Below are 17,590 nucleotides of genomic sequence, written 5' to 3'. Positions count from 1 at the left end.
GCGCGGTGAACCGCGAGCGCAGCGGCTCCTTCGAGCCGGGACGCCGGGTCGCCCTGGTGGGGCGCGCCTGTGCCGCCGGCCGGTACCGGATCACGGACCGAGCCGGGCGTGTCCCGGTGGCGCAGGGCCTGCTCCGGCCGACAGGGACGGTGCGGGCCGCCGTCCTGGGCGGACCGCGTGTCCGAGCGCACCCCGACGACACCCGGGCCGCCGCGCTCGGTCGGCGTCGGCCGGAAGGCGCGGTCCGGCCGAGTGCCCTTGCTGCGGCACGCCCCAGCCCATCTCGGTGACGCCTCGGTGCCGTTCCGTGTTCATGACGTGCCGGCCCCTTCGTTCATGACGTGCTGGACCCTTCCTGTGGTCGGCGGGACGAGTCGGGGATGTCGGCCAGGCGCCGCGCCCAGAAGGAGCGGTCGATCCAGCGGGCCTCCTGGGCGTGGACGACACGGTGGCCGCGCAGATACGCGCTCCGTGCGGCAGCGACCTGCTCCGCGTATGCGGCGAGGGCGGAGTCCGCGCCGTAGGGGGCGCGACCCAGGCGGGTGTCGACGGCCAGGCCCGCGCCCAGCCCGGTGTAGAGAGCGGTCAGCACGCCCTGGGAGGAGAGCGGGTCGAAGGCGACCGCCGCGTCCCCGGCGGCGGTCCAGCCGTCTCCGTACACCGTGTCGAGGTGTGCTGTGTGCGCGGCGGCCCGGCGGGGCGCCGCGGGTGACGCGGGCGGGGGCCCGTCCCGGTGGACCCATCGGGACACGTGGCGGGTGGCCGACATCCGTCGGTGGAAGTGGCGCGCGGTGTGGGAAGCGGCGGGCAGATCGGCGTCGGTGAAGTAGGCGACCAGGCGCCCGCCCGAGGGCTGGGGGGCGGTGTACCACCAGCCGTCCTCGTCGGACTCGACGAGCGAACGGCGGTCGGTGTCCACCGGGTCCGCCTCCAGAGGCACGTACAGAGCTGTGAGCCGGTCCCCGACCCGCCGCCGGGCCCCGCACCGGACGGCGATCGCGGCGGCGCGGCCGGTGGCGTCGATCACCCAGCGGCAGCGCACCGTACGCTCGCCACCGGACCGATTGTCGGCAGGGCCGGTGCTGCCGCGCAGGACCAGGGTCCAGCCGCCGTCCGGCGTCCGCGCGGGTTCGCGTACGGCCGAGCCCTCGGCGACCTCGGCCCCCGCCGCGCGCGAGGCGTCGCGCAGGCGCCGGTCGAACAACCGCCGGTCGAGGTGCCAGCCATGGCCGTGCGGGTCGTTGATGAAGTCCACGGCCTGCAGGTCGGCCGAACCCCACGCCGAGAGGCTGCCGTAGCAGGGGAGATGTCCGGAGTCGAGAACGCGGTCGGCGACGCCGAGGTCGCCGAGCAGAACCCGCCCGGCGGGCACGAGCGTCTCGCCGACCTTGGGCGGTCCGGTGCCGGCGTCCGCCAGCAGAACCGTACGGCCGGCACGGGCGAGAACGAGCGCGGCGGCGCAGCCGGCGGGGCCGCCGCCCGCGACCACGACGTCGTAGGTGTCCGCGCCGGGAGCGAGTGCGGTGCTCACCGCGCGTCGCGGAAGGGGTCGAGTATCTCGAGATATCCGGCGGTGATCTCGTCCTCGCGGTAGCCGGTCGCCCTGGCGGCCTCGCCGATCACCCGTGCCGCGGACTCGGCCTCGACGGTTTCGGGGGCGGGCCTGCCCTCGGGCCGGATGCCCGCCGCCGCGGACAACACGTGCGGACCCGCCTCGGGCACGTGCAGGTTGACGAGGTTCGCCGTGTCCGGTGCCCGATCGAGCGGTTGTCCCGGGCGCGACTCCACCAGGATCCGTGCCGGGAACTTCCCGTCGCCCACGGTGTAGTCGCGGACCTCGACGATGCCGAGTCTGGACCAGTCCTTGATCATCTGCGTGCGCTGCTGGTTCATGGTGCCGCTGAGGCCGCGCAGCCAGGTCGCCCGTCGCTCGAACGCCTCTTCCCGGGCGCTGTCGTCGCTCCCGGCCGGCGGCGTGTTGACCTTCTCGAAGTCCTCCAGCTTGAGGACATGGTTGGGTACCTGGGCAGGCCAGAAGGTCGGCAGGTAAGGGCTGTATCGGGGCCCCAGGTTGGCCAGCACCTCGTAGCCGGAGCGGCAGCTCGCGGTATCCGCCTGCCAGGGGGCGGCCATCCAGCGAGTGAGGTCGCCGGGCCCCTGCGCGTGCAGGGGGCCGTTGGCGGCGACCGCCTCCTGCGCGGTGAGGGTGGGCCCGTAGTCGGGTTCCGTGGTGCCGGTGGCGCGGTGCAGGATGCGGAAGGGTTCACTGAACATGCTCGCGTGCCTGATCGGCCAGGTGACCTCGCACCCCGGGTGGAACGCGTCGGCGGCGCAGTTCTCCAGGGCCGCCCGGTCCAGCAGCCCCGGCTGCTCGGCGACAGGGGCGTCGTCGACCGTGGGGCGCGGCTGCCGCACGGGTCCGGCCCGGAACGCCCCGTCCGCCCAGCGCTGCAGCATCCAGTCCTGGGTCGGGGACAGCGCCAGGTGCTGGCGTACGGACTTGGGCTTGCTGGCCATGGCGTCGCCGTAGATCCACGGCCACGGCAGTGGGGACTTTCCGTCCCGGTCGTAGTCGCGCAGGGCGGCGTACGTCTGGCGGCGCAGTTCCCGGTTCCGGTCGGACGGATCGGCGAGCCTCTTCCGCATGGCGGGCGAGAGGAAGAAGTGGGGGCCGTTCCAGCCGAACTGTGCCGCGAAACCCTGATTGACCCACTGCAGATCGCAGAATCGGCGGAGTATCGGCTCGATGTGATCGGTGAACGAGATCTGCTGCGGGCGGGTCAGCGAACCGGCCTGGACGAAGACGTCGAAGAGCAGGTCGTGCAGGGTACGTATGGACTTCACGCCGGGGGCGTAGTGCGGAGGCCCCACCACGACCCAGGCCGGGGCGGCGGTCAGATCCCTGCCGTCGATACGGACCTTCGCCGTCACCGGGCCGTCGGACACGTCGTCGTACCAGGTGTTGTTGTTGGCGACTCCGGTGATCGGCTGGTTCTTGTAGGAGGCGGAGTTTCCCCGGCCACCGAGCACCACCAGGCGGCCGTCGGCACGCGTGGAGATCTCGCCGAGGTACACCGCCTTGCCCATGATCTTGCCGGTGTCGAACTTCTGCGTCTCGGTCTTCGAGCCGCGGACGGTCCGGCTTCCGGGGTCGTTGACCAGCTTCTTCCTCTCGGCACCCACGACGTCGGCGTTGCGCAGCGAGTATTGCTCCGCCGCGAGCGTCTTGCCCTCGGGGATGTCCAGCGCCAGATGGAACTGGTACCAGGCGGCCTTCTTGTTGGCCAGATGAACGGTCCACTGGATCTCGGAGACACCCTCGTCGCCCGGCTTCAGTTCCCTCACGACCTCCCCCGCGGCGTTGTAGCCGTATACACGGAAGCGTGCGGCCTGCCTCCGGAGCGCCCCGGATCCGTCCTTGTAGGAGCCGGGGTCCGCTGGTCTCTGGTCCGGTGATTCCGGGCCGATGAAGGGTGCTTCGACACTGTTGCCGACCCGGGCGACACCGATGGCGGGGTGAATCTTCACCTTCACGATCTGACTGTCCATCGAAGAACCCTCCATGGGGGGCCGTGGGGATGCGGTCTCGAACGTAAGACGTGCAATTCCGCCCGGGGGTCACACCACGCAGCAGCCGATCGACGTCCGAACGTCACTGACCTTCCACCGACTGCCGCCGTACACCCGCGAGTTCGTCCCGGTCGGAGGTGTGCGGCCGCATCTGAGGAGATCGCCGGCGCAGTGCACAGGACGCGGTCTCGATCAGCTCACCGCGCCGGCGGGGACCCGACTCGCACGGGATGCCGTACCGTCCCGGCCGCATCGACGGCCTTCTCGCCAGGACCGGCCTCGGGCCTCCGGCCGCCGTGACCTCAGCCATGGAGCAGGACATCGTGTTCGTTCACGGCTGCCTCCCGTGGATCGGACGCCTCTTCGCCGCGGTGATCAGGACTGCGGGCGGCTTCGCCGGACGGGCCCTGCTCTCGGCGGTGTCGGCCGAGCGGGTGGTCCGAAGCGGGTGCACCTGGTCGAGGAGACGCCCTCGCGCGTCAGGACGAGAGCGGGCGCCGGTATGAGGGCGCGCGTACCTGGGGTCTTTCCTCCGCGACAAGTCTGAGCTCACCCATGACCTCCCGCAACAACAACCGCGGGCGAGGTGCGGGAAGGCTCCGGGTCAGGGCTCCACCCGGCGCCAGTCCGTCACCGGGCCGGGGTTCGTGTGGTCCGCAGGGGTGACCCAGAACGCCTGGCCGAGCTCAGCGCTGAAATGGGCGCCTGACCGGCCGTCGCCCGAGGAGCGGCCGGTGAGGCGGCGGACGATCCACGGCGCGAGGTGCTGCCGGGCGAACCGCGCGTGAGCCACCTGGCGGGCGGCCCAGCCGGGCGGCGGCGTCAGGGGGATCGGCGTCCGCCACTCCGGGTCCTGCACCTCGTGGCCGAGCGTCTGCCAGACCGCCTCGGCGACCCGGCGGTGCCCGTCGGGCGTCAGGTGCAGCCGGTCCACGTCCCACATGCGCGGGTCGCCGAGCGACGGGGCGCCGTACAGGTCCACGACGAGGGCGCCGTGCCGGGCGGCCAGCTCGTCGACGCAGGCGAACAGCTCCTCCATCCGCGGCCGGAACCGCTGCAGGACGGGGCCCTGGCGGCCCGGGCTGCGCATCAGGACGAGCTGCTTGCAGGAGGGCGCGAGGCGCTCCACGGCCTCCTCCAGCAGGCCCTTCACCCGGCCCATGTCGCACTTGGGCCGGAGCGTGTCGTTGAGACCGCCGACCAGCGTGATCACGTCCGCCTCCATGGCGGCCGCGACCCCCACCTGCTCGGCGACGATCTGGCCGATCAGCTTTCCGCGCACCGCGAGGTTGGCGTACCGGAAGCCGGGCGTCCGCGCGGCCATGCGGCCGGCGAGGAGGTCCGCCCAGCCCCGGTACGAACCGTCGGGGAGGAGGTCGGACATCCCCTCGGTGAAGGAGTCGCCGACCGTGACAAGGCTGGAGTATGTGGGATTCGTCTGCATGGCGTGGACGATGCTAACGCGTTCACATACCCGGCGGTCGGTCGGCTCCTTCCGCCGACGAACCTCACACGGCCGGCTGCCCGAACAGCTCCCGCAGCACGTCCTCCATGGTCACGATCCCCGCGAGCCGACCGTCCGCGCCCAGCACCGCCGCCAGGTGCGTCCGGCTGCGGCGCATCGCTGTGAGCACGTCGTCCAGCGGCGTCGTCTCCCGGACCCGGGCGATGGACCGCATGTCCCGGACGGAGAACGGCACGTCGCGCGGGGTCGCGTCGAGGGCGTCCTTCACATGGAGATAGCCCACGATCCGGCGCCCCTCGTCGACCACGGGGAAACGGGAGAACCCGGACTCGGCCGACAGCCGCTCCAGCTCCTCCGGGGTGACCCCCATGCCCGCGTAGACGACCCGCTCCAGCGGGAGCACGACGTCTCGGACCGGGCGGCGGCCCAGTTCCAGCGCGTCGCGCAGCCGCTCCTGCGCGCGGTCGTCGATCAGTCCGGCCTCGCTGGAGTCCCGGACCAGACGGGCGAGTTCGGTGTCCGAGAAGGTCGCCGTCACCTCGTCCTTCGTCTCGATCCGCATGAGCTTGAGCAGGGCGTTCGCGAAGGCGTTGACCGTGAAGATCACCGGGCGCAGCGCCCGCGAGAGCGTCACCAGCGGCGGGCCGAGCAGCAGGGCGCTGCGCACCGGCTCGGCCAGGGCGATGTTCTTCGGGACCATCTCGCCGAGCAGCATGTGCAGGTACGTGGCGAGCGCCAGGGCGATCACGAAGGACACCACGTGGCCCGCGCCCTCCGGCACGCCCGCCGCGTGGAACAGCGGCTCCAGCAGGTGCGCGATCGCGGGCTCCGCGACCACACCGAGGACCAGGGTGCACAGGGTGATACCGAGCTGCGCGGCCGCCATCAGCGCGGACACGTGCCGCAGACCCCACAGCACGCTGCGCGCCCGCCGGTCGCCCTGTTCGGCGTACGGCTCGATCTGGCTGCGGCGTACCGAGATCAGGGCGAACTCGGCGCCCACGAAGAAGGCGTTGACGACCAGCGTCGCGAAACCGATCAGCAGCTGGACGGCGGTCATCGCGTCTCCTCCTCGTGCTCCTCGACGGACGGGACCGGCGCGTGCAGCAGTACCCGCGCGGCCCGGCGCCCGGCGGCGTCCACCACGTCGAGCCGCCAGCCGGCCACCTCCACGGTGTCGCCGACGGCCGGGATGCGGCCCAGCTCGGTGGCCAAGAGTCCGGCGAGCGTCTCGTACGGTCCGTCCGGCGCGCGCAGGCCCACCCGGGCCAGCTGGTCGGTGCGGGCCGAGCCGTCGGCCGAGTACAGCTCGCGGCCGTGCTCGTCGGTGCCGACGGGGGCCATGTCGGGCGTCTCGTGCGGGTCGTGTTCGTCCCGTACCTCGCCGACGACCTCCTCGACGATGTCCTCCAGGGTCACGACGCCGGCGGTGCCGCCGTACTCGTCGATGACGACGGCCATCGTGCGCTTGCCCGAGAGCCGGTCCAGCACCCGGTCCACGGTGAGGGACTCGGGGACGAGCAGGGGCTCGCGCAGCAGCTCCGCGACGGAGGTGCGCAGCCGGCGCTCGGCGGGCACGGCGAGGACGTCCTTGATGTGCACGGTGCCGACGACCGAGTCGAGGCCGCCGCGGTAGACGGGGAAGCGGGACAGGCCGGTGGCCCGGGTCGCGTTCGCCACGTCCTCGCAGGTCGCCTGGACGTCCAGGGCCATGACCTGGACGCGCGGGGTCATCACGTTCTCCGCGGTGAGGTCGGCGAGGTTCAGCGTCCGCACGAACAGCTCGGCGGTGTCCGCCTCCAGGGCGCCCTCCCTGGCCGAGTGCCGGGCGAGGGCCGCCAGCTCCTGGGGGCCGCGGGCGGAGGCCAGCTCCTCGGCGGGCTCGATGCCGAGGAGGCGTACGAGACGGTTGGCGGTGTTGTTGAGGTGGGTGATGAACGGGCGGAACGCGGCGCTGAACCAGCGCTGCGGGTTCGCCACCTTCTTCGCCACCGGCAGCGGTGCGGAGATCGCCCAGTTCTTGGGCACCAGCTCGCCGACGACCATCAGCACGACGGTCGACAGGGCCGTGCCGATCACCAGCGCCACCGAACTCGACGCGGAGGCGGGTACGCCGGCCGCCTCCAGTGGGCCCGCGATCAGCTTCGCGATGGACGGCTCGGCGAGCATGCCGACGACCAGGTTGGTGACGGTGATGCCGAGCTGGGCGCCGGAGAGCTGGAAGGTCAGATTCCGTACGGCCTTGAGGGCGCCGGCGGCACCCCGCTCGCCGCGCTCCACGGCCCGCTCCAGGCGGGCCCGGTCGACCGTGGTCAGCGAGAACTCGGCGGCGACGAAGGCGCCACAGATCAGCGAGAGCAGCACCGCCACCAGAAGGAGGAGCACTTCGGTCATCGGGTCACCTCCGTCCCATGATCGGGCAGGGACGGGAGGAACGCGCGATGTCGTGCACCGGCTCGGGTACGTGCGGTACCTGGCCGCGTACTGGGAGGCTCGCCCATGGGCGGACGCTCACAACCTTTCCGTAGAGGCTGGGTGGTCCACCCATGGTAAAGGACCGGCAAAGTGCCTCCCCTCGCCCCGCTGCACGCCTCGACGCATGCCCGGTCTCAGCCCCCGAGCGGCTTCACCCACCGCCGCCACTTCTCCTCGGGCGCGTACCCGGCGGCCCGCCACGCATGCTGGGCCGTCTCGTTGCGTAAGAGCACCATCGCGTCGGCGCGCCGCCCACCGAGTCGGACGAACCGCTCCTCGGCCGCCGTGAGCAGGGCCGAGCCGATGCCCCGGCGCCGTCGCTCGGGGTGCACCGCGAGCCGGTACAGGTGGCACCGCCAGCCGTCGAAACCGGCGATCACGGTGCCCACCAGCTCGCCGTCCCGCTCGGCCAGGATCAGCGTCTCGGGGTCACGGGCCACCAGCCGCTCGACGCCCTCCCGGTCGTCACTGATGCTCGTGCCCTCGGCCGCCGCCTTCCAGAAGGCGAGGACGGCGTCGAGATCGTCGGGCGTCGCGGCCCGTATGCGCAGGTCGGTCATGCGGCGATCCCATCACGGGGGCCCGGGGGCGGTTCGGAATTCCAGAATCCGGACGCGGCCGCTCGGCGGTGTGTCCGGCCGGGTGCGCACGGGCTCCGCGTCCCGCCCGCTTCCGACCCGGCCCGGCACTTCGGGACCGCCACGGAGCCGGGAGCGGCTCCCGTACCGGCTCGGCGTTCGCCCGGGGTGTGCTCTCTCCGCCCCGCCCCGCCCCGGCCCTGTCGGCGGCTCGCCTCCCCACCCGTCGCCGTCCCAGTCGGGCGTCCGGGCCGGCCCGCGTTGCCGCCCCCCGCCCTCGTGTCCCCCTCACCTGCCCTGCAGCGCCTCGACGACCTTCGCGAAGGTTTCCATGTTCGGTTCCAGGACGGTCAGGTACGAGAATCCGTACCGCTCCCGCTGTGCCAGCACCTGGTCGACGATCTCCGGCAGGGTTCCCACGAGGACCAGCGGGAGCTGGAGCGCCTGCTCCTCGGTCATGTTCGGGAGGTGGCTGAGCCAGGGCCGCACGGCGGCGGCGCGGTCCTCGGTGAACTCGACGATCTGGATCAGCAGGTTCAGCTCGGCGGGTTCCTTCCGCCCGGCGGCGAACTCCTGATACCTGCCGACCCGTTCGTCGAGTTCCCCGGCGGTCAGCGGTTCCAGCTTGCCGTTCGCCACCGTCCGGGCGCCCGTGAACGCCGCGATGTCCGCGTGCTCGGCGGTGATCCGCAGCATGCGGTCACCGTTGGCCCCGATGAGCAGCGGCACCCGGGGACGCTGCACCGGCCGTGGCTCGTGCTCCCCGGAACCGAGCAGCTCGTCCAACTCCCGGACCGTGCGGAGCAGATGGTCGACCCGTCCGCCCGCCGAACCCCACGGCAGGCCCGCCTTCTCGTGCTCGGCCGGTACGTACCCGGTGCCGAGCCCCAGCTCCAGACGCCCTCCGGTCAGCGCGTCCGTGGTCGCGACCTCACGCGCCAGCAGCGCCGGGTTCCAGAACCCCGCGTTCAGCACGAACGTGCCGAGTCGCGGCCGCTGGGTCGCCTCCGCCGCCGCGACCAGGGACGGGAACGGGGCCGGCATGCCCAGATGGTCCGGGACCAGGATCACGTCATAGCCGAGCTGTTCGGCGCGGCGGCACTTCGCGCGCCACTCCCCGGCCGACGTGGGGCTGAGTAAGTTGACTCCGAAGCGGAACGGGCGCGGCATGAACTCTCCTCACCTCTACGGGACTTGCGCGGGCACGCCGGTGAGTACACCACCGGTGTGCGCATGCCGCCAGCACATGCGCACGCTACGCGCGGGCGCTCTCAGCGGGCGCTGTCACTCGTGCGCGATCGCCGCCAGAACGTTCATCCGGGACGCGCGCAGCGCGGGCAACAGGGCCGCCACGACGCCGACGACCGCCGAGCCGATCACCACGGCCACGACCGTGCCCCACGGGATGGCCAGCGCCTTCATGCCCTGCAGCGCCAGTACCTGCTGGGCGCACACCCCCCAGATCAGCCCCAGGACGAGCCCGAGGACGGCCCCGAACACGGCGATCACCACCGACTCCAGCCGGATCATGCGCCGCAGCTGTCGCCGTCCCAGCCCGATCGCGCGCAACAGTCCGATCTCCCGGGTGCGTTCCACCACCGACAGGGCGAGGGTGTTGACCACCCCGAGGACCGCGATGACGATCGCCAGGCCGAGCAGCGCGTAGACGAGGTAGAGAAGCACGGCGATCTGGTCCCGGACGAGCTCCTTGTAGTCGGCCTGGTCGCGGACCTGGACCTGCGGGTAGGCGTCCAGCGTCCGCTCCAGGTTCCCGCGCAGTTCGTCGGCGCCGGTGCCCGATCCGGCGTTCACGTACAGCGCGGAGTCCTGCCCGTCGGGCACGTACGTCTGGATCGTGGCCATCCCGAAGTACAGCCCGCCCTGGACCCCGAAGCCGTCGGCGGTGTCCTGGTCGGTGAGCGCGGCCACCCTCAGCTCGGTGTTCTTCCCTGCCGGGAACCGGACGGGGACCGTGCTGCCCACCGTCACGTCGTGGTCCCGTGCGAACTCCGCGTCCATCGCGATGGCTCCGTCGGCGAGCGCGGCGCCGCTGTCACCCTCGGCGTAGGTGACGTTCGCGATCTCGTCCAGCCGGGCGTCGTAGGCCGCGGCGGTCGTCTCGACGCGCTCGCCGTCCGGCAGCCGTACCGCGACCGGGGTGAACCGCTGCCGTACGACGAGGCCGACGCCGTCCGTGGCGCGGACCTTGTCGGTGACCTCCTGCGGGAACGGCTGGAAGTTCTGGTTCTGGATGACGAAGTCGGCGCCGAGGGTGTTGTCGATCTCGTCGTCGAAGGACTTGGCCATCGACGCGCTCGCCACGGACATGCCGGCGACGAGCGCGATGCCGACCATCAGCGCCGAGGCGGTGGCCCCGGTGCGGCGCGGGTTGCGCAGGGCGTTGCGCTGGCTCATCCGGCCGACGGAGCCGAACAGCGCCGGGAAGGCGCCGCCGAGGACCCGGATCACGGGCCGTACGAGCAGCGGTCCGGCGATGACGGTCGCGACGAGCGTGAGGACCAGGCCGAGACCGAGCAGGGACGCCGCGGAGCCCGTGTCGGACGACATCGCGCACCCCGCGAGCGCGGCGGCACCGGCCGCTCCGACGATCCCGCCGGCCACCGCCCGTACCCGCAGCGGCCGCCCCACGCCGGCGATCTCGGCGTCGGAGAGGGCCGCCATCGGCGAGACGGCCGAGGCCCGCCGCGCCGGCAGGTAGGCGGCGACGAAGGTGACGCCGAGCCCGACGACGTACGCCGCGATCGGCGTCCCCACGCCGATCACCATCTCGGTCGACCTCAGGTTCATCCCGAAGGCGCCCATCAGCTCGATCAGCCCGAAGGCCAGCCCGATGCCGGCGGCGAGGCCGAGCGTCGACCCGACGAGGCCGAGGAGCGCGGCCTCGGTGAGCACCGAGCGCCGCACCTGGCGCCGGTCGGCGCCCAGCGCACGCAACAGGCCCAGTTCGCGGGTGCGTTGGGCGATGAGCATCGAGAAGGTGTTCACGATGAGGAAGATCCCGACGAGTGTCGCGATCCCCGCGAAGCCGAGCATCACGTACTTGATGACGTCGAGGAATCCACCGAGCGAGGCGGCCGCCGACTCGGCCCGCTCGTCGGCGGTCAGGTACTCGTACGCCGTCGGCCCCAGCTCGTCGGCGATCCGCCGCTTGAGCCGGTCGTCGCTCACGCCCGGCTCGGCGGTCACGGAGACGCTGGTGGCGGCGTCGGGGTCGCCCAGCAGCCGGGTCTGGGCCGTTCGGGTGTCGAGGTAGACGAGCGCGGCGCCGGGGTTGGTGGTGGTGAAGGTGGCGATGCCGACGACCCGCACCTCGAAGGAGCCCGGCCGGGCGAGCACCGTCAGGGTGTCGCCGATCTCCACGTCCTTGTTCTTCGCGGTGTCCGCGTCGAGCAACGCCTGGCCGTCGCCCCGTGGCGCGCGCCCGCTCGTCAGCTTCACCGGGCTGCGGTCGGTGGGGTGCCAGTTCCTGGCGACGGTGGGGGCGCCCGTGGTCGGTCCCACCGACTCGTTGTCGCTGTCGACGACCGTGACGTTGTCGACGGACGCGTCGGCACGGGCGTCCGCCACGCCGTCGATCCCCGCCACCCGCCGCGCCAGCGAGGCGGGCACGGTCTCGACGGCCCCGGTCGGCAGCTGGCCCGTCAGCTCGTCGTCCTTGGGGCCCACGGTCACGTCGGCCGAGGTGGAGGCGAACAGCCGGTCGAAGGTGCGGGCGACCGTGTCCGAGAAGATCAGACTGCCCGCGACGAACGCCACGGACAGGACGACCGCCAGCGCCGAGAGCAGCAGCCGTCCCTTGTGCGCGAGGAAACTCCGCAGGGTCGCCTTCAGCACGGTCTCAGTCGCCCTTGCCGAAGCCGACGGGCCGATCGGCGGACCCGTCGGCGGACCCGTCGACCGATCCATCGGCGAGCCCGTCGGCGGACCCACTGGCGGGTCCTTCCGCGGACCCGTCCTCCGCGGCGGCCTGGGGCTTGGCCCCGGAGAACAGGCGCATGCGCTCCAGGACCGCTTCGGCCGTGGGACGCTCCATCCGGTCCACGATCCGGCCGTCGGCGAGGTAGAGCACCAGGTCGGAGTGGGCGGCGGCGCCGGGGTCGTGGGTGACCATGACGACCGTCTGGCCCAGCCGGTCGACCGCCTCGCGCAGGAAGCCGAGCACTTCGAGCCCGGCGCGGGAGTCGAGGTTGCCGGTCGGCTCGTCGGCGAAGATCAGTTCGGGCCGGGAGGCGAGCGCGCGGGCGCAGGCGACGCGCTGCTGCTGGCCGCCGGAGAGCTGCGAGGGCCGGTGCCCCAGCCGGTCGCGCAGCCCGAGCGTGTCGATGACGCGGTCCAGCCACTGCTGGTCGGGCTTCCGGCCCGCGATGTCCATCGGCAGCGTGATGTTCTCTGCCGCGTTCAGCGTGGGGATCAGGTTGAAGGACTGGAACATGAAGCCGATCCGGTCCCGGCGCAACCGGGTCAGATCGCGTTCCCTGAGCCGGGTGATCTCGGTGTCCCCGAGCCACACCTGCCCGGCCGAGACGGTGTCGAGCCCCGCGAGGCAGTGCATCAACGTGGACTTCCCCGAGCCCGACGGGCCCATCACGGCGGTGAAACGGCCGCGCGCGATGTCCACGTCGACCGAGTCGAGGGCGAGCACCCCGGTCTCGCCCGAGCCGTACGCCTTCGTCAGGCCCCGGGCGCGGGCGGCGACGGCGTCGGCTTCCGCGCGGCCGAGGGAGTGCTCAGCGGCAGCAGTGGACAAAACGGCCTCCAGGCTCGAACCGGTTCGAATTCCGGGCGCTTCCGGCCGAGCCTAGTGTGATGCGGGGCACATCAGGAATCCCCCCGAAGTCCGATGCGGTCTCCGTCGCAGGTCGGGTTCCCGATCTCTGTGTAAGGGGCACATAAGGCGGACCCTTAGGGGTGGTACGCGGTGAAGGCGCCCTTGCCGCAGCTAGCACTCCGGCGCTAGCGTCGAGTCATGGCCAAGACCCAGCTGAACGTCCGGGTGGACGAGGACACGGCCCGGGCAGCCCGTGAACGAGCCCTGGAGCGCGGGATGAGTGTGAACCGGTACATCGAGGAACTGGTCCGGCAGGACACCGGCGAGGCGGGCCACACCTTCGTCGAGTCCGCCGCCGACTTCATGAAGCAGTACGAGGCGGTCTTCGCCGAGGAGTTCGGCGCCGATCCCGACGGCCGGCGCGAAGGACGTCACTGATCCCTTGAGCCAGCTCCGCATCGACCTCGCCTGGCTCCTCATGGTCGCCGAACGGAAGACGCCCGGAGATCCCCAGGTCTCCGACTGGGGCGCACTCGTCGCGGCCATCGCCCGGCACGAGGCCGAGATCTTCGACGTCCCCGTCTACGACACCCCGTACGCCCGGGCCGCCGCCCTCCTCCAGGTCCTCATGCACGTCCCGGCGCTGGAGCGCTCCAACGCGCTGTTCGCCTCCGCCGTCGCCTACGGGTATCTCGTGGCCAGCGGCGTCAAGGTCGTCACCTCCGCCGAGCAGGTGCGTGAACTCGCCCGGCTGGTCAAGAGCGGCGAGGCCACCGTGCAGGACATCACGCGGGAGCTGCGCCAGTGGAGTCAGTGACGCCGGGCCGCCGGGCCCGGCCCAGCACGCAGTAGGAGCTGGGCAGCCGCGGCCCCCGCTCGGGCACCAGGACCTCCCGGACGGCCCCGGTCTCGAACCCGGCGGCCCGAATTACGGCGACCGGGTCGCGGGACACATGGCAGCCACCGAACAACAGGGGCCACACCGTGCCGTCCAGTGCCCGCTGTGCCGTCCGCATCGCGCGGCCGCCGCCCCGGCCGTGCTCGAAGAACCGCAGCTCACCGCCGGGGCGCAGCACCCGCCGGACCTCGCTCAGCGAGCGCCGTACATCCCGCACGCTGCACAGCACCAGCGACACCACGGCCGCGTCGAACGCCTCGCTTTTGACCGGCAGCGCCTCCGCCGCGCCCGGCACCACGTCCACCGGCACCTCGGCACGCAGAGCGGACTCCAGGGCCAGCCGCCGAAGGGAGTGCTCCGGTTCGATCGCCACCACCTCCGACACCGTGTTCGGGTAGCGCGCGAAGTTCAGTCCGTTCCCGGCGCCGATCTCGATGACCCGTCCCGACAGCCCCGCCAGCAACTCGTCGCGCAGGGGACCGATCCTCGGCTCCGCCGACACGCTCAGCCGGGCGTAGAACCGGGCGAAGAGGGGGTGGTGCACGGCGTCCGTCGTCGCGCGGGCGCGGGCCATGAGGACCTCCCGAAGAGAACGGCAGATACCGCGATTGTCCCCCCGGAAGCACCGGCTCACCCGTCACGGCCGGGACGGGCGGCCGCGATCGGAGGGCTTCCGGTCGTGAAGGGGGCGGAAACGGCTCACCCGCCGCGTGTCCCTGGGGAGGAGACCACGCGACGGGCACGGGGGGTACGAGGTGCGAGGAGCCGGCCGTGGGAAGGTCAGGCGATGAAGGCCCGGACCTGGTCGTAGATACCCTTGTCGTTGTTCATGTCGTTGTGCGAGACACAGCCGACCTCGACGTTCGTCGCGCCGCTGAGGATCGCGGAGGTGTCCGGGGTGAGCGCGTCGTCGCAGTTCGACCAGTAGCTGGCGTACGACACGCTGCCCGGCGTCTCGTCGCCGGAGTTCAGCGAGGTCAGGAACGAGCTGCCGGTGTACATCTCGCCGCAGGACGTGTAGAGCCACCGGCACCAACCGGCCACCGTCGTCCCGTGGTTCACGCCGGCCGTGGAGACGAAGTCGTCCACGTACGCCGTCCCGCCGAGGTTCTTGAGGTAGTAGCGGGAGCTGAGCGCGCCCATCGAGTGGACGACCACGTCCACCTTGGCGGCGCCCGTCGCGGCCCGCACGCTCTCGATCTTGGTCTTGAGCTGCGCGGCCGTCGTGACGTTGGACTGCCCCCAGTCGTAGGACCAGGAGTACAGCTCAGCGGACGTGTAGCCGTCGGCCTTGAAGTACGCGATCCAGTCGTCCCAGCTGCTGGACGAGCTGCTCAGACCGTGCACGAAGACCACGGGGTTGCGGGTCGCGGCCTGAGCGGAGGTCGCGGAGAAGGAGAGCGACAGAAGGAGCGTGGTGGTCACGGTCGCGAGGGCCGTGGCGATACGGCGCATGCGGCGCTGCATGGTGCCTCCTGAAACGGGTGGGGTTCGTCTGGAGTGTCAGCGGGGTCTACGCGCGCCGCATCGGCGAAATCGCCGGTCTTTACTGGTCGGTTAACTCGCAAGTAACGTGATGAGCGTGGTGACCCCGGTGAACCCCCCACGACTTCCGCATCGCTCGCCACCGCCTCCCACGCGCACGTGGCCGAGCCCGGACACAGCGTCGGCCGCCGCGCCCCCGCTGTCCGAGGGCGTGCGCGTACGCCTGCTGCACGCCGCCCACGGCGACCCGCGCGCGGCCGCGGAACTCGCCGCCGCCCTCACCCCACGTCAGCTCACGGGTCTCGACCCGCTCCCCGCCGAACCGCTCGCGCTGGCCCCCGCCCTGCTGCGCGGCCATCGGCGGGATGTACGGGCCCTGCCCGACGACACCCGCTTCCTGCTGCTCCTCGCCGCCGCCGACCAGTACCCGGTCCCCACTCACGCCTACGCGCGGGCCGTCACCGCGGCCCGGCTCGACACTCGCCCCCTGGACACGGCCGAGGCGGCCGGCCTCGCGCACGCCACGACCCACGGCATCGTCTTCCAGGACGCCTGGGTCCGCGTCGCCGTCTACGAGTCCGCGTCCATGGCCGACCGGCGCGAGGCCCACCGCCTCCTCGCCGCCGTCCTCAGCGGCGAGGGCGAGCGACCCGGCCGCTCCTGGCACCGGGCCGCCGCCGCGCTCGGCCCGAGCCGCCGCCTCGCCGCCGAACTCCGCCTGGCGGCACGGGTGGCACGTGCCATCGGCGACCCGGCCCTCGCCTCCGCCCTCGCCGAACGCGCCGCCGCACTCACCCCCGAACCCGCCGAACGCACGCCCCTGCTCGCCCAGGCCGCCGCCGAGGCCTGGCGGTCGGGCGACGGCGACCGGGCCCGCCGACTCGTCGCCGCCACGGACGACGACGCCCTCACGGGACTGCTCGCCCTGCGCGCCGGAAACGCGGCCGAGGCCTTCGACGCCCTGCTCACCGCAACCGTCCGGCACGGTGGCGACCACACCCCGGACAGGGCCGCCCACCTGCTGGCCCGAGCCACCGAGGCCGCCATCTACACGGGGGACCTGCGCCGCTGCCGGGAGGCCGCCGCCGTCGCCGACGGGCTCGGCATCGTGCCGCCCGGTACCCTCGGCGCACTGGCCGCCGCGTTCGAAGGCCGCTACGAGGACGCCCGGGACGTGCTCGAAGCCGCCGCCGGGCGCTGCGGCCCCGGTGGCGACCCCACCCGGCTCATCCACTCCGGGATCGCCGCCCTCCTCCTCGGCGACCACACCCGCGCCTACACCGCCACCGCCCGCGCCGCGGCCTCCGCCCGGGCCAAAGGAGAGACGGTGACCGTGCCGCAGGCCATGGAGTTCCGGGCCTACGCGGAGTTCTGGACCGGGCGGCCGAGGGCCGCCGAGGCCGCCGCCGTGGACGCCCTGCGCCAGGCGTACGCCACCGGGCAGGACAACGGCGCCTGCCATCTCCAGGCCGCCCTCGCCATGTTCGCGGCCGTCACCGGCGACGAACAGGTGTGCCGGGAGCGTGCCGAGGCCGCCCGCGTGCACGCCCTGGAACGCGGACTCGGACTGCCCGCCGCGCTCGCCATGTTCGCCCTCGCATTCCTCGACCTGAGCACCGGCCGGTACGCCGCCTCGGCGGCCCGCCTGCGCGCACTGGCCGGCTTCGGCCCCGGGCACGGGCACCGGGCCGTCCGGCATCTCGCCACACCGCACTACGTCGAGGCGGCCGTCCGCACCGGCGACACCCGGGTGGCCCGCGCCGCGCACGCCGACTACGACCGCTGGGCCCGCACCGTCCGCAGCGCCGACGATCTCGCCCTCAGCGCCCGCTGCCGGGCCCTGCTGGCCACCGGGGAGGAGGCCGTCGAGTACTACCGCGCGGCGCTAGACCTGCACGCCTCCGGCACCCGCGACTTCGAACGCGCCCGCACGGAACTGCTGTTCGGCAGCGCCCTGCGGCGGCTGCGCAACCGCACCGAGGCCCGCGACCGGCTGCACAGCGCCCTGGAGGCCTTCGACCACTTCGGCTCCCCGCACTGCGCGGCCCAGGCCCGCGCGGAACTCCGGGCACTCGGGGAACGCGCGGTCGCGGTGCCGGCCGCGGAGGCCCTCGCCACGCGGCTGACCGCCCAGCAGCTCATGATCGCCCGCATGGCGGCGGAGGGTGCCACGAACCGGGAGATCGCCGCGCGGCTGCTGCTGAGCCCGCGCACGATCGACCACCATCTGCGGGGTGTCTTCTCGCGGTTGGGGATCAGGTCGAGGATCGAGTTGGTGCGGCTGTTGGGGGAGACGGAGACATGAGGCCGCGGCGCGCCCCTTCAGGGGC

General features: G+C 72.7%; 14 protein-coding genes. 3 read left to right on the top strand and 11 right to left on the bottom strand.

The window, feature by feature from the left end; translation table 11 throughout:
- Nucleotides 1-334 precede the first annotated feature (334 nt).
- The 9 genes from ACZ6BB_RS31095 to ACZ6BB_RS31055 all read right to left on the bottom strand — a co-directional run bounded on the left by ACZ6BB_RS31095 (nt 335) and on the right by ACZ6BB_RS31055 (nt 12,856).
- Nucleotides 335-1,531 (bottom strand): NAD(P)/FAD-dependent oxidoreductase, encoded by a 1,197-nt coding sequence (locus ACZ6BB_RS31095; RefSeq protein ID WP_471618431.1) that lies wholly within the window; start codon nt 1,529-1,531, stop codon nt 335-337.
- Nucleotides 1,528-3,549 carry a LodA/GoxA family CTQ-dependent oxidase gene (locus ACZ6BB_RS31090; protein WP_471618430.1) on the bottom strand — a complete coding sequence of 674 codons (2,022 nt, stop codon included), beginning with the start codon at nt 3,547-3,549 and terminating at the stop codon, nt 1,528-1,530. Before ACZ6BB_RS31090 ends, ACZ6BB_RS31095 begins: the two co-directional genes overlap by 4 nt.
- 625 nt (nt 3,550-4,174) lie before the next feature.
- Nucleotides 4,175-5,014 carry an SGNH/GDSL hydrolase family protein gene (locus ACZ6BB_RS31085; RefSeq protein ID WP_471618429.1) on the bottom strand — a complete coding sequence of 280 codons (840 nt, stop codon included), beginning with the start codon at nt 5,012-5,014 and terminating at the stop codon, nt 4,175-4,177.
- 64 nt (nt 5,015-5,078) lie between these two features.
- On the bottom strand, nt 5,079-6,095 hold the full coding sequence (locus tag ACZ6BB_RS31080; RefSeq protein WP_471618428.1) for a hemolysin family protein: 1,017 nt from the start codon (nt 6,093-6,095) through the stop codon (nt 5,079-5,081).
- Entirely contained in the window at nt 6,092-7,429 is a 1,338-nt protein-coding gene (locus tag ACZ6BB_RS31075; protein WP_471618427.1) for a hemolysin family protein, read from the bottom strand. The genes ACZ6BB_RS31080 and ACZ6BB_RS31075 overlap by 4 nt, the downstream gene beginning before the upstream one ends.
- Before the next feature lie 215 nt (nt 7,430-7,644).
- Nucleotides 7,645-8,070, bottom strand: coding sequence for a GNAT family N-acetyltransferase (locus tag ACZ6BB_RS31070; RefSeq protein WP_471618426.1), 426 nt, complete (start codon nt 8,068-8,070; stop codon nt 7,645-7,647).
- Between the two features lie 306 nt (nt 8,071-8,376).
- Nucleotides 8,377-9,258, bottom strand: a complete 882-nt coding sequence (locus ACZ6BB_RS31065) for an LLM class F420-dependent oxidoreductase (RefSeq protein ID WP_471618425.1) — start codon at nt 9,256-9,258, stop codon at nt 8,377-8,379.
- A gap of 114 nt (nt 9,259-9,372) precedes the next feature.
- Nucleotides 9,373-11,943, bottom strand: a complete 2,571-nt coding sequence (locus ACZ6BB_RS31060) for an ABC transporter permease (protein ID WP_471618424.1) — start codon at nt 11,941-11,943, stop codon at nt 9,373-9,375.
- A 4-nt stretch (nt 11,944-11,947) separates the two neighbouring features.
- Nucleotides 11,948-12,856 carry an ABC transporter ATP-binding protein gene (locus ACZ6BB_RS31055; RefSeq protein WP_471618423.1) on the bottom strand — a complete coding sequence of 303 codons (909 nt, stop codon included), beginning with the start codon at nt 12,854-12,856 and terminating at the stop codon, nt 11,948-11,950.
- A gap of 219 nt (nt 12,857-13,075) precedes the next feature.
- Between ACZ6BB_RS31055 and ACZ6BB_RS31050 the strand changes: the two genes are divergently transcribed.
- Nucleotides 13,076-13,315, top strand: coding sequence for a toxin-antitoxin system HicB family antitoxin (locus ACZ6BB_RS31050; RefSeq protein WP_471618422.1), 240 nt, complete (start codon nt 13,076-13,078; stop codon nt 13,313-13,315).
- A 4-nt stretch (nt 13,316-13,319) separates the two neighbouring features.
- On the top strand, nt 13,320-13,694 hold the full coding sequence (locus ACZ6BB_RS31045) for a fic family toxin-antitoxin system, toxin component (protein ID WP_471618421.1): 375 nt from the start codon (nt 13,320-13,322) through the stop codon (nt 13,692-13,694).
- On the opposite strand, the gene ACZ6BB_RS31040 is transcribed toward ACZ6BB_RS31045, so the two are convergent.
- Together ACZ6BB_RS31040 and ACZ6BB_RS31035 are read right to left on the bottom strand one after the other, a co-directional pair.
- Complete coding sequence (locus ACZ6BB_RS31040; RefSeq protein WP_471618420.1) at nt 13,663-14,349, bottom strand: class I SAM-dependent methyltransferase; 687 nt, start codon at nt 14,347-14,349, stop codon at nt 13,663-13,665. The two genes, ACZ6BB_RS31045 and ACZ6BB_RS31040, sit on opposite strands and share 32 nt — an antisense overlap.
- Before the next feature lie 206 nt (nt 14,350-14,555).
- Nucleotides 14,556-15,242, bottom strand: a complete 687-nt coding sequence (locus ACZ6BB_RS31035; protein ID WP_471618419.1) for an esterase/lipase family protein — start codon at nt 15,240-15,242, stop codon at nt 14,556-14,558.
- Nucleotides 15,243-15,351: 109 nt separating this feature from the next.
- On the opposite strand from ACZ6BB_RS31035, the gene ACZ6BB_RS31030 reads away from it, so the two are divergent.
- The gene (locus ACZ6BB_RS31030) at nt 15,352-17,565 is read left to right on the top strand and encodes a LuxR C-terminal-related transcriptional regulator (protein ID WP_471618418.1); all 2,214 of its coding nucleotides are present in this window, start codon (nt 15,352-15,354) and stop codon (nt 17,563-17,565) included.
- The last annotated feature ends 25 nt before the right edge of the window (nt 17,566-17,590 follow it).

Source organism: Streptomyces sp. NPDC041108 (assembly GCF_055592645.1).
This window is presented reverse-complemented; position numbering and strand designations above follow the sequence as displayed.

Excerpts from the sequence above, each read along its gene's own strand:
- ACZ6BB_RS31090 (WP_471618430.1), bottom strand. The coding sequence starts at position 3,549 with ATGGACAGTCAGATCGTGAAGGTGAAGATTCACCCCGCCATCGGTGTC.
- ACZ6BB_RS31085 (WP_471618429.1), bottom strand. The coding sequence starts at position 5,014 with ATGCAGACGAATCCCACATACTCCAGCCTTGTCACGGTCGGCGACTCC.
- ACZ6BB_RS31080 (WP_471618428.1), bottom strand. The coding sequence starts at position 6,095 with ATGACCGCCGTCCAGCTGCTGATCGGTTTCGCGACGCTGGTCGTCAAC.
- ACZ6BB_RS31075 (WP_471618427.1), bottom strand. The coding sequence starts at position 7,429 with ATGACCGAAGTGCTCCTCCTTCTGGTGGCGGTGCTGCTCTCGCTGATC.
- ACZ6BB_RS31070 (WP_471618426.1), bottom strand. The coding sequence starts at position 8,070 with ATGACCGACCTGCGCATACGGGCCGCGACGCCCGACGATCTCGACGCC.
- ACZ6BB_RS31065 (WP_471618425.1), bottom strand. The coding sequence starts at position 9,258 with ATGCCGCGCCCGTTCCGCTTCGGAGTCAACTTACTCAGCCCCACGTCG.
- ACZ6BB_RS31050 (WP_471618422.1), top strand. The coding sequence starts at position 13,076 with ATGGCCAAGACCCAGCTGAACGTCCGGGTGGACGAGGACACGGCCCGG.
- ACZ6BB_RS31040 (WP_471618420.1), bottom strand. The coding sequence starts at position 14,349 with ATGGCCCGCGCCCGCGCGACGACGGACGCCGTGCACCACCCCCTCTTC.
- ACZ6BB_RS31035 (WP_471618419.1), bottom strand. The coding sequence starts at position 15,242 with ATGCAGCGCCGCATGCGCCGTATCGCCACGGCCCTCGCGACCGTGACC.
- ACZ6BB_RS31030 (WP_471618418.1), top strand. The coding sequence starts at position 15,352 with ATGAGCGTGGTGACCCCGGTGAACCCCCCACGACTTCCGCATCGCTCG.